This window comes from Paraburkholderia sp. GAS333 (genome assembly GCF_050435665.1).
Classification (GTDB): domain Bacteria; phylum Pseudomonadota; class Gammaproteobacteria; order Burkholderiales; family Burkholderiaceae; genus Paraburkholderia; species Paraburkholderia fungorum_A.
The window spans coordinates 182,587-198,512 of record NZ_JBNDKS010000001.1 but is presented as its reverse complement, the minus strand read 5'-3'; the positions used below and the strand labels follow the sequence as shown (position 1 = coordinate 198,512).

The window sequence follows — 15,926 nt, the reverse complement described above, 5'->3', positions numbered from 1 at the left end:
TGACTTACGCCTTGCCCGCAGCAGCCGCGACGACCTTTTGAGCCGCTTCTTCCATGCTGTCAGCCGCGATGATCGGCAGACCGGATTCAGCGAGCATCTTCTTGCCGAGGTCTTCGTTCGTGCCCTTCATGCGGACGACGAGCGGCACCTTCAGCGACACGGCCTTCGACGCCGCGATCACACCTTCCGCGATCACGTCGCAGCGCATGATGCCGCCGAAAATGTTGACCAGAATCGCAGTCAGGTTCGGGTTCTTCAGCATGATCTTGAACGCTTCCGTGACCTTCTCGGTCGTGGCGCCACCGCCCACGTCCAGGAAGTTCGCCGGTTCGCCGCCGAACAGCTTGATGGTGTCCATCGTTGCCATGGCGAGGCCTGCGCCGTTCACGAGGCAGCCGATGTTGCCGTCGAGCGAGATGTACGCGAGGTCGAACTTCGACGCTTCGACTTCAGCCGGATCTTCTTCGTCCAGATCGCGATACGCGACGATTTCCGGGTGACGGAACAGTGCGTTCGAATCGAAGTTGAACTTGGCGTCGAGTGCGATGACCTTGCCGTCGCCGGTCAGGATCAGCGGGTTGATTTCGGCGAGCGATGCATCGGTTTCCCACGTTGCCTTGTACAGGCCTTGCAGGATGGCGCGTGCTTGCGGCAGCGAAGCGGCGGGCACGCCGATCTTCGTGGCGAGCTCGTCGGCTTCTGCGTCTTTCAGACCCGTTGCCGGATCGACGGCGATCTTGTGGATCAGCTCAGGCGTCTTTTCCGCGACTTCTTCGACGTCCATGCCGCCTTCGCTCGATGCCATCACGACGACCTTCTGCGAGATGCGATCGATCACCAGGCCGACATACAGTTCCTTCTTGATGTCAGCGCCTTCTTCGATCAGCAGACGGTTGACCTTCTGGCCTTCCGGACCGGTCTGGTGCGTGACGAGCTGCATGCCGAGGATCTGTTCCGAGTACTCGCGAACCTGTTCCAGCGACTTGGCAACCTTCACGCCACCGCCCTTACCACGGCCACCCGCATGGATCTGAGCCTTCACGACCCATACCGGGCCGCCGAGCTCTTCCGCGGCCTTGACCGCATCATCCACCGAGAAGACCGGCTTGCCGCGCGGTACCGCGACGCCGAATTTCCGCAGGATTTCCTTACCCTGGTACTCGTGAATCTTCATGCGTGATTCCCTTCAGTCTGAGAGTTGGGTTGAACATCGTTTCCGCTGCCGTCGTTCATGCCGGACGCGTCGCCGCCTCGTGTTGCATGGCGGACTGCCCCGTCGCCTGACGATGCCGCGCGTTCCGTGGAATACGGTGCGTGGCCATACCAGCGCGGATAAAACTGTTGCACCGCCTCGCCGTCGAAACGCAGCGCGTGGCAGCGTCCCAGCTGGAATGGCGGTTTGTCGTTGGAATGATCGCCTGTGCTGTTAGACGATTCGTCTCCTGAACCTCCGCCCGCGCCCGACGTGCTGTCATTGGTGTTCCACACGTCGCCGGCGAATGCCTGAATCGCGGCGGTCGGCAGGATTGCGCACAACTCGGTGAGATGGGTGCAACCAGCCGTGCCGCCGAGCAAACGGGCAGCATCGCGACGAAAGTTATGGAGCAGATTGAGCCCGATGAGGGCACGGTAGGCGGGATTGTTGACTTGGCACAAACCAGGATAGGGCACCCAGTCGGATGACGCTTCGGCGTCGACGACATTGAGTTTGCGATCGATGGTGATGCGAAGCCAGAGTTCATGGATCGGCTGACCATTGGGCCGGACGCCCGACGCAAGGGCCACATCGCGTGGCTTTTCGTCGGTCAAGCACGCTTCCACATCCCACAGACCATCGGCTCGCTCAAAAGCTTCCGCTCTGATTGCGCGACGATGGCGCAACTGACGGGACACTGGCGTGGAGAGCGGCATGCGGGAAGGAAAGGCCGGATTGGAAAACCCAAGAATTTTAGCATACTGGGTATTTGGGACAGGTCGGAATGCGCAATGACTCACTCCTACCTCGCCAAAAGTCAACGCGGCGATTCGTCGCCCTACTGGCCGTCCTACTCGTCTTCGATGCCCTTAAGGATTTTTCCGATCGTTGAACCGGAAAAACCGCGCGATGCTAGGAAGCGCATTTGCTTGGCGCGCTCGGCGGGTGTCTGGGGGAGTTCGCCGAACTTTTTGCTCCAAACGGCTTGAGCACGCGCAAGTTCGGTGTCGCGCAGTTGGGCCTTGGCGTCTTCAACCAGCGTCTGGTCGAGCGCGTGCTGTTTCAGTTCGCCGAGAATCCGGCTGGCGCCCAGTTTCGACGAACGCCGGTGGATCAGGCTTTCCGCGAAACGTGAGTTGGAAAGCCAGTTCTCCGTTTCCAATGTATCGAGCACCGTTTCGAGGGAATCGGTTTCTTCGACGTATGGCTTCAGTTTGCGGGCGAGTTCGGCGCGACTATATTCGCGGCGCGACAGATAGCCGAGTGCGCGTCCTTTTAGCGAACGTGCCGGGCGTTGGGATTTTTTGGCTTCGTCTTCGCCCAGCTTGGCTGCGCCAGGCTCGCGACGCGAGCGGGTGTAAGTGGTTTCGGATGGGTCCGAAACTGATGCTGAAGTGGATTCAGACTGGGCGCGCTGCGGGCTATGGCCAGCAGCGCGATCATGTGCGTCGAACGATTCGAACGGGTCGAACGAATCGTCCTCTTCATCACGCGGGCCTTCCGAGTGGCGTCCTGTGTTGGACAACGGCCGGCCCTTGCGTATCACGTGATGGTTACTCTTCTTCGTCCGCGACTTCGGCGCTTGCACCGCCGGCTACGGCTTCTGCCATGGCATTCACGCCCAGCGATTCGCGGATACGGTTTTCGATCTCGCGAGCGATGTCCGGATTTTCGCGCAGGAATTCACGCGCGTTGTCCTTGCCCTGACCAATCCGTTCGCCGCTGTAGCTGTACCACGCACCGGCCTTGTCAACGATCTTGGCTTGCACGCCCAGATCGATGATTTCGCCCTGACGCGAAATACCCTCGCCGTACAGAATGTCGAAAATCGCTTCACGGAACGGTGGCGACACCTTGTTCTTCACGACCTTCACGCGAGTTTCGTTGCCGATCACTTCGTCGTTCTTCTTGATCGAACCGATACGGCGAATATCGAGACGCACCGACGCGTAGAACTTCAGCGCGTTACCGCCCGTGGTGGTTTCCGGGTTACCGAACATCACGCCGATCTTCATACGGATCTGGTTGATGAAGATGACCAGGCAGTTCGTACGCTTGATCGTGCCGGTGAGCTTGCGCAGCGCTTGCGACATAAGACGCGCCTGCAGACCCGGCAACGAGTCGCCCATTTCGCCTTCGATTTCAGCCTTCGGCACGAGTGCCGCGACCGAGTCGATCACGATCATGTCGATCGAACCCGAACGCACGAGTGCGTCAGCAATTTCGAGCGCCTGTTCGCCGGTGTCCGGCTGCGAGACCAGCAGGTCGTTCACGTTCACGCCGAGCTTGCGCGCGTACTGGATGTCCAGCGCGTGTTCCGCGTCAATAAACGCCGCCGTGCCGCCGATCTTCTGCATTTCAGCGATGACCTGCAGCGTCAGCGTGGTTTTACCCGACGACTCCGGACCATAGATTTCGACCACACGGCCACGCGGCAAACCGCCGACGCCCAGCGCGATGTCGAGGCCGAGCGATCCGGTTGAAACCACCTGGATGTCTTCGACTACCTCACCTGCGCCGAGCCGCATGACCGACCCTTTGCCGAACTGCTTTTCGATCTGCGCAAGCGCGGCAGCCAATGCCTTGCTCTTTTCAGCAGTCAGTCCAGCCGAGCCTTTCTTGCTTTCTTCCATGAATCGTCCTTTGCTATGATGAACGGCGTCTGAGGCAGGTGTGCGGCCCCGAGTTTCAACCCACTCGGAAAGGACAGCACACGAAACTCAGACACTGTATAAAAAAACAGTAGTTTTGGCAAGCGCGATTCTCATGCGAACGCGCATTTTTACTGTCTCGCTGCCCAGACTACCCACAAAAATCTTTGGAGACCGCCGCGCCTGGAGCTATCCATGGTGCCGGCAACGCCAGGTTGGCGAATCATGCGAATTCTGATTGCCGAAGACGACAGCATACTCGCGGACGGTCTGGTTCGATCACTCCGCCAATCGGCCTATGCCGTCGATCACGTGAAGAACGGAGTCGAGGCCGATACCGCCCTTTCCGTGCAAAGTTTTGACCTGCTGATCCTCGATCTCGGCCTGCCGCGCATGTCCGGGCTCGAAGTGCTGCGTCGCCTGCGTGCGCGCAACTCCAACCTGCCGGTGCTGATCCTGACCGCCGCAGACAGCGTCGACGAACGCGTCAAGGGACTCGATCTCGGCGCGGACGACTACATGGCCAAGCCCTTCGCATTGAACGAACTCGAAGCGCGGGTGCGCGCACTGACGAGGCGCGGCGCGGGCGGTGGCCCGACCGTCGTGCGGCACGGCTCGCTCGCGTTCGACCAGGTTGGCCGGATCGCCTATATCAACGAGCAGGTGATCGACCTGTCGGCGCGCGAACTCGGTTTGCTCGAAGTGCTGCTGCAGCGGATCGGCCGGCTGGTGTCGAAGGAACAGCTCGTCGACCATCTTTGCGAATGGGGCGAGGAAGTCAGCAACAATGCGATCGAGGTTTATGTGCACCGGTTGCGCAAGAAAATCGAGCCGAGCGGCGTGCGCATCATTACCGTGCGCGGTCTTGGGTACTGCCTCGAAAAAGCGGCAGCCGCGAGTGCCTCCAACGCCGCGGCAATGACGGAACCCGCCGCGCCGGAAACGTCCGAGCCGCCCGCGTCGTCGCCGTCCGTCGCGATGCCCGCGAGCCACCACTACAAATAGAAGGCGCCCATGTCCGCACGCGCAGACCGCGCTCCGGCGCACGCGGCGGATCTCGACGAGGCGCGCGACGAGCGCTACGCCAACCCGTTCGCCCCGCCCGACGAAACCGAAGCCGCCGCCGAAGCCCGTCCCCGCTCGCTGTTCGGCGAGATTCTCGACTGGATGCTCGCGCCGCTGCTGCTGCTCTGGCCGATGAGCCTGGCCATCACCTATCTGGTGGCGAAATCGATTGCGAACGGGCCGTTCGACCGCGCGCTCGAAACCGACGCGTACGTGCTCGCCCGCCAGATTCACCCGATCAACGGTGTGGCGGAATTGTCGCTGCCCGACTCCACCCGCGATTTTCTGCGCGCCGACAATGTAGACAGCGTGTTCTATCAGGTGCTCGGCACGCGCGGCGAACTGGTAAGCGGCGAGCGCGACATGCCGCTGCCGCACGAAGAGGACCGGCCACAGCCGGGCATCGTCGAATTCCGCGACGATGTGCTGCGCGGCAACGACATCCGCGTTGCCTACACGACCGTCGAGTTTCCGCAGACGCCCGGCGCGCAGCCCGTGCTGGTGCAGGTCGCCGAAACGCTCGACAAGCGCAGCGAGCTTGCCAACGACATCATCAAGGGCGTGATCCTGCCGCAGTTCGTGATCCTGCCGCTCGCGATCCTGCTCGTCTGGTTCGGCCTTTCGCGCGGACTGGCGCCGCTGCACGCGCTACAGGCGCACATCCGCGCACGTCGGCCGGATGACCTGTCGCCGCTCGAAGCGCGCCGCGCGCCGCCGGAAATCGAGCCGCTGGTGACGTCGTTCAACGATCTGCTGACGCGCCTCGAACAGAACATGGAGTTGCAAAAGCGTTTTATCGCCGATGCCGCGCATCAGATGAAAACGCCACTGGCCGGTTTGCGCACGCAGGCGGAGTTGGCGCTGCGCCAGGATGCGTCGGCGGAAGTGCACCGCTCGCTCGAGCAGATCGCCACCAGTTCGGAACAGGCGGCGCGGCTCGTCACGCAGTTGCTGGCGCTGGCTCGCGCGGAAAACCGCATGTCCGGGCAGATTTTCACGCCGGTCGAAGTGACCGAGGTGGCGCGCAGCGCGGTACGCGAGTGGGTGCCGGCAGCGCTCGCGAGGCAGATGGATCTCGGCTACGAAGCTCCCGACGAGCCGGTCGAGGTGGACGGCAACCCGGTCATGCTGCGCGAAATGCTGTCGAACCTGATTGACAACGCGATCCGCTACACGCCGCCCGGCGGGCGCATCACGGTCCGGGTCCGGCATGACGCGGCGGCTCGGCTCGTGCATCTGGAAGTCGAAGATACCGGCTTGGGCATTCCGGTCGCCGAGCGCTCGCGGGTGATCGAGCGTTTCTACCGGATTCTCGGCCGCGAAGGGGATGGCAGCGGACTGGGACTCGCGATCGTCCGCGAAATTGCGACGATGCACGGCGGTGAGCTGACCATCGACGATAACGTCTACCAACAGTCGCCGAGGCTGGCCGGAACGCTCGTACGCGTCAGTTTGCATGAACACCAGCGGGGCGGGACTTACCCTAACGGCGGCTGACGGACCAACTCCAGCACACCGACTTTGAGACAACATAGCAGAAGGTTAGCGACTTTTTGCAGTCAACTTAGCGACAATTGACAGAAAACCAACTTCATTAGCCCGCGCACCTTTTCACCCCGACACGTCAGTACGCCGTAAGTTTCCACTCCAATAATCGGCTTCACGGGAACGCCTTCACCGGCGAACCGCGTGCATATCAATATTGGAGACGACATATGGCTACCGTTGGCGGGCAAATCTCGCACGTGCCGATGACGCACGATGAGAAGCGGGTGATCTTCGCATCGTCGCTGGGTACGGTTTTCGAGTGGTACGACTTCTATCTGGCCGGCTCGCTCGCGGCCTTCATCAGCAAGAGCTTCTTCTCGGGCGTCAATCCGACCGCCGCGTTCATCTTCACGCTCCTCAGCTTTGCCGCGGGTTTCGCGGTCCGGCCGTTCGGCGCGATCGTGTTCGGGCGACTCGGCGACATGGTCGGACGCAAATACACGTTCCTCGTGACGATCGTGATCATGGGTCTTTCGACCTTCCTGGTCGGCTTTCTGCCGGGTTATGCGTCGATCGGCATTGCATCGCCGGTGATCTTCATTGCAATGCGGATGCTGCAAGGCCTCGCGCTCGGCGGCGAGTACGGCGGTGCTGCAACCTACGTGGCCGAACACGCGCCGCCGGGACGCCGCGGCTTCTACACCGCGTGGATCCAGACGACCGCCACGCTCGGCCTGTTCCTGTCGCTGCTGGTGATTCTCGGCGTGCGCACGGCCATGGGCGAAGATTCGTTCGGCGCATGGGGATGGCGCATTCCGTTCATCGTGTCGATCCTGCTGCTGGCGGTGTCGGTGTGGATTCGTCTGCAACTGCATGAATCGCCGGTGTTCGAGCGCATCAAGGCTGAAGGCAAGACGTCGAAGGCGCCGCTGTCTGAAGCGTTCGGACAATGGAAGAACCTGAAGATCGTGATTCTTGCGCTGATCGGCCTGACCGCCGGCCAGGCCGTGGTCTGGTACACGGGTCAGTTCTACACGCTGTTCTTCCTGACGCAGACGCTGAAGGTCGACGGCAGCAGCGCCAACATCATGATCGCGATCGCGCTGCTGATCGGCACGCCGTTCTTCCTGTTCTTCGGCTCGCTGTCGGACAGGATTGGCCGTAAGCCGATCATCATGGCGGGCCTGCTGATCGCCGCGCTCACCTACTTCCCGCTGTTCAAGGCGCTCACGCACTTCACCAACCCGGCGCTGGAAGCCGCAACCGCGCGCGCCCCGATCGTCGTGATCGCGGATCCGGCCGAGTGCTCGTTCCAGTTCAACCCGGTCGGCACGGCGAAGTTCACGAGTTCCTGCGATATCGCCAAGGGCGCGCTGTCCAGAGCCGGCCTGAACTACGAGAACGTCGCGGCGCCAGCCGGGACGATTGCGCAGATCAAGGTCGGCGACACGGTGGTCAACACGTTCAACGGCCGCGCCGCCGACGCGAAGGAGCAAGGCAAGGCGTTCGACAAAACCCTCGCCGCGACGCTGAAGGGCGCCGGCTATCCGCCAAAGGCCGATCCATCGCAGATCAACTGGCCGATGAGCGTGGTGATCCTGACGATCCTCGTGATCTACGTGACGATGGTCTACGGGCCGATAGCGGCGATGCTGGTGGAAATGTTCCCGACGCGAATCCGCTATACGTCGATGTCGCTGCCGTATCACATCGGCAATGGCTGGTTCGGCGGCTTCCTGCCGGCCACCGCGTTCGCGATTGTGGCGACCAAAGGCAACATCTACTCAGGGCTGTGGTATCCGATCGTGATTGCGCTCATCACCTTCGTGATCGGCATGCTGTTCGTCAAGGAGACCAAGGACTCGGACATCTACGCGAAGGACTGACACCCCTCGCGCGCCTGATGGCCGAAGCATTTTAAAAAAATTGCGAACTGGGGGTTGACGACCCTCAGTTCGCCCTGCATAATCTCGCTTCTTTCGGCGAATTAGCTCAGTTGGTTAGAGCGACGGAATCATAATCCGCAGGTCCGGGGTTCGAGTCCCTGATTCGCCACCAGTTGCAAGAAAAAGCCGCTGATCCGCAAGGTTCAGCGGCTTTTTTGTTTTGGCCGTCCGGCTGTCGAAAACCGCAACGACTCTGCAACTTCAAGGAGGTTTCTTGATGACGTTCCGCACCGCCGCGCTTGCCGCGGCTACCGTCTCGATCACGCTGTTCGGCGCGGCTTCCGCGCTCACCGTCCACGCGCAGTCCACGGCTGACAACCAGTGGCGCAGTTCGCCGCTTACGTTGTCGACGTTGCTTCAGGATGGCTACAAGATCGTCGCCGTGGTGAACAACGCGCAAAGCAGCAGCGGACCGGGCGACACGATTTTCGTCCAGCGCGATCAGAGCGCGTTCAAATGTATCGACCCGCAGCAAACGGATGCGAAGGCGCGAGCCGCGGCGTCGCCCGCCTGCTATGAACTGGTTCCGCCGTCAGGGGCAGCTTCGGGCGCGGATTCGAAATAACGGCCTGGCGGCATTGGTTTGCCTTGGCCGCACGACCTGCGCCCCGAGCGGCGCAGGCAACGAAACGCACGCGCATCGATCGACGCGTCACCTGTCGACAAGACGGCTCAAATTCCCGCGCACGCGCTGCAATAGCGCGATCAGCTGCTTCGCTTCTTCATCGCTGAAACCGTCGAGCGCTTCGAGCGCAACCTCGTCGCCCACCTTGCGCGCCGTGCCGAGCGTCCGCTCGGCCTTCGGCGTCATCCGCACCTGATGTTCCCGGCGATCCTGCGGATTCGCCACCCGCTCGATCCAGCCACCCTCCACCATCCGGTCCACCAGACGGCCCGCCGAAATCGGCGCGACTTCGAGTAAATCAGCGAGACGCGCCTGGTTGACGTCGCCGTAATGCGCGAGGTAGGCCAGCACGCGGCACTGCGCGCGCGTCAGATCGACCGAGGACTTCGCGAGATCGTCGAAACGCTTGCCAGTCAGGCGGCCGACGTCGGAAATCAGAAAGCCGAAGCGCTCTTCGAGTTGGGTTTTCATGCGCGAATTATACGAGCGCGCTCCGAACCGTCAGCATCGGAGCATGCGTTATTCAGTCTCCGCATAAATCCCGATTGCGAGGATTTGCAGCGCTCATATACTAAGCATGCTTACTATATCGACGACCCCGCCCAGCCATGTCATCCGCCACCACGCCTGCGAGCGCAACCGCGCCCCTCAACCGGCCGATGATCACCCTCTCGATCATGCTCGCGACGCTGATCCAAACGCTCGACAGCACGATCGCCAACGTCGCGCTGCCGCACATGCAGGGCACGCTATCCGCGTCGCAGGATGAAATCACCTGGGTTCTCACGTCGTACATCGTCGCCGCGGCCATTGCCACGCCGCTCACGGGCTGGCTGTCGGACCGGCTCAGCGTCAAGCGGCTGCTGATCGTCGCGATCGGCGGCTTCACGGTGTCGTCGGCGCTGTGCGGTTTGTCGGAAACGCTGACGCAAATCGTCGCGTCGCGTTTGCTGCAAGGCGTTTTCGGGGCGTCGCTGGTGCCGCTGTCGCAGTCGATCCTGCTCGACATCAATCCGCGCGAAAAGCAGGGCCAGGCGATGGCCGTGTGGGGTATGGGCGTGATGGTCGGGCCGATTCTCGGGCCGACGCTCGGCGGCTGGCTGACCGACAGCTACAACTGGCGCTGGGTATTCTTTATCAACGTGCCGATCGGTGCGTTCGCGCTGTTCGGCGTGGCGACCTTCCTGCCGAGCCGCGAGCCGAAACACGACGTGAAGTTCGACGCGTTCGGCTTCATCACGCTCGGCCTGGCGATCGGCGCGTTGCAGGCGATGCTCGATCGCGGCGAGCAGCTCGACTGGTTCAGTTCGACCGAAATCGTCATCGAGGCGCTGCTGGCGTCGCTCAGTTTTGCGTTTTTCCTCGTGCACACGGCGACGGTCGGCGAAAAGTCGTTCTTCAAATACAAGCTGCTGAAGGACAGCAATTTCGCGACCGGCACGTTCTTCATCTTCGTGATCGGGGCGGTGATGTACGCGACGCGCGCGCTATTGCCGCCGATGCTGCAGAACCTGATGAACTATCCGGTCGCCACTACCGGCCTCGTCACCGCGCCGAGCGGCGCGGGCACGATGATCGCGATGCTGTTCGCGGGGCGCCTGCTGAAGCATGTCGACGCGCGGCTGCTGTTGCTGTCCGGCTTCGTGATTTCGGCGTTCGCGCTCTGGCAAATGATGCATTACACGATCGTGCTGTCGGCATCGGATATCGTGTGGCCCGGCGTGATTCAGGGCTTCGGGCTGGGTCTGGTTTTCGTGCCGCTGAGCGCGCTCACGTTCTCGACGCTCACGCCCGCGTTGCGCGCGGACGGCACGGCGACGTATAGCCTGATGCGCAATATCGGCAGCAGTATCGGCATTTCGATCGTGCAGACGCTGATGACGCGCAACACACAGATTTCGCATGCCGACCTTGCCGCGAACATCACGCCGTTCAATCCGGCGGTCCAGCCGATGCTGAACAGCGGCTCGAATTACGACCTCGCGGTACTGAACGTGTCGATTACGCAGCAGGCGTCGATGATCGCGTATCTGAACGACTTCAAGCTGATGTTCCTGGCGACGCTTCTGGTGATTCCGCTATTGCTGCTGATCCGGCCCGCGCATAGGGCGCCGGATGCATCGGTGGCGCATGCGGCGATGGATTGAGCGGAGGAAGCGAGCCGTGGGGAAAATCCGGGATTGGCGGCGTGTGGCCCGGTTTTGCCTGGCACGCTTTGCCTGGCTCGCTTCAATAGCCCGACCGACGTCAGCGCTGCTGTCCTTCCCTACCCCTCGATCCGCCCACGCGTCACACCTAATAACCCCGCCATTGCCGCCCTCGCCGCGTCCGCATCCCGTGTGCGAATCGCTTCGAACACCGCCGTATGCTCAGCCAGCGACGCATTGAACACATCCGCGCGCTTCGCATTCAACCGAAGTTGCGCCTCCAGCGTTCGCTCGATCAGCGTACCCAACGGAATCAGCAACTCGTTGCTGCACGCGGTGAGCACGCTCAAATGGAATTGCAGATCGGCACGCACCCATTCGTCGACGTTGCGCGCGCCGACCATCGCAGCATGGGCGGACTCCAGCGCGCGGAACGTGTCGTCCGAGTACGAGGACGCAGCCAGCCCCGCTGCGTAAGGCTCGATCATCTCGCGCATTTCCTGCAGCTTCAGCGCAAACGCCATCGGCTCGGCCACCCGCGAATACCAGTCGAGCACGTCAACATCGAGCAGATTCCACGCGGGCTTCGGCCGCACGCGCGTACCCACCCGCGGACGCGATTCGATCAGCCCTTTCGACGTCAGCGTGCGCAGCGCCTCGCGCAACACCGTGCGACTCACGCCGAATGTCTCCATTAACTCCGCCTCGCGCGGCAGGATCGACTCGGGCGCGTAGTCGCCGCGCAGAATCGCGGTGGCCAGCAAATGGGCGACGCGCCCATGCAGATCGTGCTGAATAGCTTTCTCCCGGCGTACCGATTTGGGGGTTGGTCTGAGATTGGAGGCAGCGTGTGCTGGCCACTATTTGGCGAATAATACTATTAATAGTATTTATGGGGGGTTTTGTTGTAGCATAAGAATCCTCGAATCTTCGCAGGCGCGAAGCGCCGACTCTTATCAACCGGCCATAGCCATGGGGCCGGAATTAGCGCTGAAGTGCTAACTCTGACCGACTTGCCACAGGCATGGGGCCGGAGTAAGCGCTAAAGCGCTAACTCCGGCCGACTTACCACAGGCATGGGGCCGGAGTAAGCGCTAAAGCGCTAACTCCGGCCGACACAGGAGACATACACCATGAAAATCACCAAGCTCGAAACCTTCATCGTCCCACCGCGCTGGTGCTTCCTGAAGATCGAGACTGACGAAGGCATCGTCGGCTGGGGCGAACCGGTCGTCGAAGGCCGCGCGCATACAGTCGCGGCGGCGGTCGAAGAACTGTCCGATTATCTGATCGGCAAAGACCCTCTGCTGATCGAAGACCACTGGCAGGTCATGTACCGCGCCGGCTTCTACCGTGGCGGCCCGATCACGATGAGCGCAATCGCCGGCGTCGACCAGGCACTGTGGGACATCAAGGGCAAGCACCACGGCGTGCCGATTCACGCGCTGCTGGGCGGCCAGGTGCGCGACAAGATCAAGGTGTATTCGTGGATCGGCGGTGATCGTCCGAGCGACGTCGCAAACAACGCGCGCGCCGTGGTCGAACGCGGCTTCAAGGCCGTGAAGATGAACGGCTCGGAAGAATTGCAGATCATCGACACCTTCGACAAGGTGCAAGGCGTCATCAACAACGTGGCGGCGGTGCGCGAGGCCGTGGGCCCGAACATCGGCATCGGCGTGGACTTCCACGGCCGTGTGCACAAGCCGATGGCGAAGGTGCTGGCCAAGGAACTCGACCCGTACAAGCTGCTCTTCATCGAAGAGCCGGTGCTGTCGGAAAACGCGGAAGCATTGCGTGACATCGTGAATCAGACCAACACGCCGATCGCTTTGGGCGAGCGCCTGTATTCGCGCTGGGACTTCAAGCACATCCTGGCGGGCGGTTACGTCGACATCATCCAGCCGGACGCGTCGCACGCGGGCGGCATTACCGAGTGCCGCAAGATCGCGTCGATGGCCGAAGCGTACGACGTCGCGCTCGCGCTGCACTGCCCGCTCGGGCCGATCGCGCTCGCCACCTGCCTGCAGATCGATGCGGTGAGCTACAACGCGTTCATCCAGGAACAGAGCCTGGGCATTCACTACAACCAGGGCAACGACCTGCTCGACTACATCAAGAACCCGGAAGTCTTCAAGTACGAAGACGGCTTCGTGTCGATTCCGCAAGGCCCGGGCCTTGGGATCGAGGTCAACGAAGAGAAGGTGCGCGAGATGGCCAAGGTCGGCCATCGCTGGCGCAATCCGGTGTGGCGCCATGAGGACGGCAGCGTCGCCGAATGGTAATCGCCTGAACCAACGCCGCCTGCGGGCGGCGTTTCGCTTTTATCGCGCGAGGCGGTTGGCAACACGCTTCGCACCGCGTTTCAACCCGCGAGCGATTCCGTTTGCAGCGGCCGTGAGCGCCGCCAGAAATAACATCAAGAGGCTCACCTCAGTGGAGACAACCCACATCCAGATGCAGGCGACCGGCAAGCGCCATCGCCTGCTCGCCATGCTGTTCATCACCGTGGTCATCACGTATCTCGACCGCAGCAATCTGTCGATCGCCGCCACCGCCATCGCGCAAGACCTGCAACTCGACCCTGCGCAAATGGGCCTGGTGTTCTCCGCGTTCGGCTGGTCGTATGCGCTGCTGCAGATTCCCGGCGGCATGCTGGTCGACCGGACGCGTCCGCGGCTTCTGCTCGCGCTGGTCATCGGACTCTGGTCGCTCGCGACGATCCTGCAAGGCTTCGCGAGCGCGTTCGCGGTGCTGCTGTCGCTGCGCGTGCTGCTCGGTGCACTCGAAGCGCCCGCCTATCCGACGCTCAACCGCGTCGTCACGACCTGGTTTCCCGATAGCGAGCGCGCCCGCGCCATTGCCAGCTATACGTCCGGCCAGTACGTCGGCCTGGCACTCCTGACGCCTGCGCTCGTGCTGACACAGCAACATTTCGGCTGGCAAGGCGTGTTCTTCCTGACGGGCGCGATCGGCGTCGTATGGGGGCTGGTCTGGTATGCGCTGTATCGCGAGCCGTCTGAAGCCAGCGGGATCAACGAGGCCGAACTCGACATGATTCGCGCGGGCGGCGGCCTGGTCGACCTGAGCGGATCGGGCGCGTCGGGCAACCCGCGTCAAGGCCGCACCCGCTACACCGCCGCCGACTGGCGTGCCGTGCTCGGCAACCGCAAGCTGTGGGGCGTGTACATCGGCCAGATCGCAGTGACGTCGACGCTCTGGTTCTTCCTGACCTGGTTCCCGACTTACCTGGTCAAGTACCGGCACATGGACTTCCTGAAGGTCGGCTTCATGGCAGCCGTGCCTTTTCTCGCCGCGTTCGTCGGCATCCTCGGTTCGGGGCTGCTGTCGGACTGGATGATCCGGCGCGGCGTGTCGGCCACGGTCGCGCGCAAGGTGCCGATCGTGACGGGGCTGCTGCTGTCCACGGCGATCGTCGGCGCGAACTATGTCGAGACGCCGGCGATGGTGATCCTGTTCATGGCGATCGCGTTCTTCGGCAGCGGCTTCTCGTCGATCACGTGGGTGCTGGTGTCGTCGATGGCGAAGAAGGAGTTGCTCGGCCTCACCGGCGGCATGTTCAACCTGATGGGCAATCTGTCGTCGATCTGCGTGCCGGTGGTGATCGGCTTCATCGTCAGGAATAGCGACTTCAAGCCCGCGCTGATGTTCATGAGCGCGGTCGGCGTGGTCGGCGCGCTGTCGTATCTGTTCCTCGTGGGCAAGATCGAGCGGATTCGCTGAGGGCGTTTTTCGGCTCCATTTGCGAAGTTTTAAGACCCCTCGCACGCGTTACGGCGACGTGACGCGCGGGGGCTCGCAGTAACGTAACATCCCGGACCAAAGCCGCTGGAACAGCCGTTTCACGGCCTTCTCCGAGGTTCGCACCACTCCTCGCAAAGCCTTATCTACAAAGGCTTTCGCGCCGTTTGTTCGGCATCAGACATACACATGGCCCACTCCTTGCTCAAATGGATGCAAACAACATGTATCCGGGGAACATCATGGGCGAATTCCTTCCTGACTATCTGATCCGCGAACAGGCCGCTGTCGGCGCACTGGTGATGTTCGGCGTTCTGCGCATACTCGGCGCGGTGCTGGCATACGAACGCGGCTGGCGCATCTCGGTAATCGAGAAATGCTTTATTGCGGCCGCGGTGGTGTACTGCCTGCCGCAGCTTTTCGATCTGCTCACGCATATGTATGGCTCGCGCGCCGCCGGCGCCGAACTGGAAGGCAAGGCCGCTGGCTGCGCGGTCGCGCTGTTCTGCGCGCCGATCGTCGGACATCGGCTCGGCGTCGAGTAAGCGCGGTAAGCGCGTCGCCACGCGAAGCCGATCATGCGATTGACCGACTTTTTCGCCCGACGGACCAAACCGGTGTTTCGGCCCGGCGAAATTCTGAAGCTCCGGTCCGGCGGGCATCCGATGACCGCGACATGGAGCGGACCGGTGCTATTCGCGCCGGGCAACTGGCTGATCTGCCAATGGTTCAGCGACGCAGGCGAACTGCAACAGGAAATGTTTCCGGAGGAGACTCTGGAACGGGTGAGACGCGACGTGCGCGCCGCCTGAAGAGGCAGTAACGGATGCTGGCCACCGCCAGGCGACCGTGTGTATTGCGCCGCCGGCTTTTGCCGTGCGGCGCTTTTTTTTTGGCTTGTGGCTTCTGCGGTGAATGGGATGAGCAGGTTTGTCGCGCGGCGTGGCCGAAGCGAGCGCCGCGCCAGTTGCAGAATTGATGCATGTCGGACGCATGCGCGAGGCAGCGCGCGGTCTTCGCAGCATGCGAGGCAGCGCGCGGTCTTCGCAG

At 62.1% G+C, this 15,926-nt stretch carries 15 protein-coding genes and 1 tRNA gene; 10 read left to right on the top strand and 6 right to left on the bottom strand.

Annotated elements, in window-relative coordinates:
• Positions 1-4: 4 nt before the first annotated feature.
• The 4 genes from sucC to recA all read right to left on the bottom strand — a co-directional run bounded on the left by sucC (position 5) and on the right by recA (position 3,828).
• Entirely contained in the window at positions 5-1,174 is a 1,170-nt protein-coding gene (gene sucC, locus ABH945_RS00925; RefSeq protein ID WP_074765616.1) for an ADP-forming succinate--CoA ligase subunit beta, read from the bottom strand.
• A complete protein-coding gene (locus tag ABH945_RS00920) occupies positions 1,171-1,911 on the bottom strand; it encodes a DUF2889 domain-containing protein (protein ID WP_074765618.1) in 741 nt (246 codons plus the stop codon). The genes sucC and ABH945_RS00920 overlap by 4 nt, the downstream gene beginning before the upstream one ends.
• 134 nt (positions 1,912-2,045) lie before the next feature.
• Positions 2,046-2,741, bottom strand: a complete 696-nt coding sequence (gene recX, locus ABH945_RS00915; RefSeq protein WP_429249454.1) for a recombination regulator RecX — start codon at positions 2,739-2,741, stop codon at positions 2,046-2,048.
• 7 nt (positions 2,742-2,748) lie between these two features.
• A complete protein-coding gene (gene recA, locus ABH945_RS00910; protein ID WP_074765620.1) occupies positions 2,749-3,828 on the bottom strand; it encodes a recombinase RecA in 1,080 nt (359 codons plus the stop codon).
• 243 nt (positions 3,829-4,071) lie between these two features.
• Here recA and ABH945_RS00905 point away from each other — a divergent pair, with 243 nt between their 5' ends.
• The 5 genes from ABH945_RS00905 (at position 4,072) to ABH945_RS00885 (ending at position 8,910) form a co-directional block, all read left to right on the top strand.
• A complete protein-coding gene (locus tag ABH945_RS00905; RefSeq protein WP_429249453.1) occupies positions 4,072-4,851 on the top strand; it encodes a response regulator in 780 nt (259 codons plus the stop codon).
• Between the two features lie 9 nt (positions 4,852-4,860).
• Positions 4,861-6,408: a sensor histidine kinase N-terminal domain-containing protein gene (locus ABH945_RS00900; RefSeq protein ID WP_429249452.1), complete on the top strand. Its 1,548-nt coding sequence runs from the start codon at positions 4,861-4,863 to the stop codon at positions 6,406-6,408.
• 218 nt (positions 6,409-6,626) lie between these two features.
• Positions 6,627-8,285: an MFS transporter gene (locus ABH945_RS00895; protein WP_074765624.1), complete on the top strand. Its 1,659-nt coding sequence runs from the start codon at positions 6,627-6,629 to the stop codon at positions 8,283-8,285.
• Positions 8,286-8,380: 95 nt separating this feature from the next.
• Positions 8,381-8,457 (top strand) — tRNA-Met (locus tag ABH945_RS00890).
• 105 nt (positions 8,458-8,562) lie between these two features.
• Positions 8,563-8,910 carry a hypothetical protein gene (locus ABH945_RS00885; protein ID WP_429249451.1) on the top strand — a complete coding sequence of 116 codons (348 nt, stop codon included), beginning with the start codon at positions 8,563-8,565 and terminating at the stop codon, positions 8,908-8,910.
• A gap of 87 nt (positions 8,911-8,997) precedes the next feature.
• Here ABH945_RS00885 and ABH945_RS00880 read toward each other — a convergent pair whose 3' ends face one another.
• Positions 8,998-9,441 carry a MarR family winged helix-turn-helix transcriptional regulator gene (locus ABH945_RS00880; protein ID WP_074765628.1) on the bottom strand — a complete coding sequence of 148 codons (444 nt, stop codon included), beginning with the start codon at positions 9,439-9,441 and terminating at the stop codon, positions 8,998-9,000.
• A gap of 137 nt (positions 9,442-9,578) precedes the next feature.
• Between ABH945_RS00880 and ABH945_RS00875 the strand changes: the two genes are divergently transcribed.
• Positions 9,579-11,117 carry a DHA2 family efflux MFS transporter permease subunit gene (locus tag ABH945_RS00875; protein WP_074765632.1) on the top strand — a complete coding sequence of 513 codons (1,539 nt, stop codon included), beginning with the start codon at positions 9,579-9,581 and terminating at the stop codon, positions 11,115-11,117.
• A 119-nt stretch (positions 11,118-11,236) separates the two neighbouring features.
• Here ABH945_RS00875 and ABH945_RS00870 read toward each other — a convergent pair whose 3' ends face one another.
• On the bottom strand, positions 11,237-11,914 hold the full coding sequence (locus ABH945_RS00870; RefSeq protein WP_074765634.1) for a FadR/GntR family transcriptional regulator: 678 nt from the start codon (positions 11,912-11,914) through the stop codon (positions 11,237-11,239).
• 336 nt (positions 11,915-12,250) lie between these two features.
• Between ABH945_RS00870 and dgoD the strand changes: the two genes are divergently transcribed.
• The 4 genes from dgoD (at position 12,251) to ABH945_RS00850 (ending at position 15,688) form a co-directional block, all read left to right on the top strand.
• The gene (gene dgoD, locus ABH945_RS00865) at positions 12,251-13,399 is read left to right on the top strand and encodes a galactonate dehydratase (RefSeq protein ID WP_429249450.1); all 1,149 of its coding nucleotides are present in this window, start codon (positions 12,251-12,253) and stop codon (positions 13,397-13,399) included.
• 151 nt (positions 13,400-13,550) lie between these two features.
• Positions 13,551-14,858 carry an MFS transporter gene (locus tag ABH945_RS00860; protein ID WP_429249449.1) on the top strand — a complete coding sequence of 436 codons (1,308 nt, stop codon included), beginning with the start codon at positions 13,551-13,553 and terminating at the stop codon, positions 14,856-14,858.
• Positions 14,859-15,118: 260 nt separating this feature from the next.
• The gene (locus ABH945_RS00855; protein WP_429249448.1) at positions 15,119-15,421 is read left to right on the top strand and encodes a hypothetical protein; all 303 of its coding nucleotides are present in this window, start codon (positions 15,119-15,121) and stop codon (positions 15,419-15,421) included.
• 33 nt (positions 15,422-15,454) lie between these two features.
• Positions 15,455-15,688: a YodC family protein gene (locus ABH945_RS00850; protein ID WP_429249447.1), complete on the top strand. Its 234-nt coding sequence runs from the start codon at positions 15,455-15,457 to the stop codon at positions 15,686-15,688.
• The last annotated feature ends 238 nt before the right edge of the window (positions 15,689-15,926 follow it).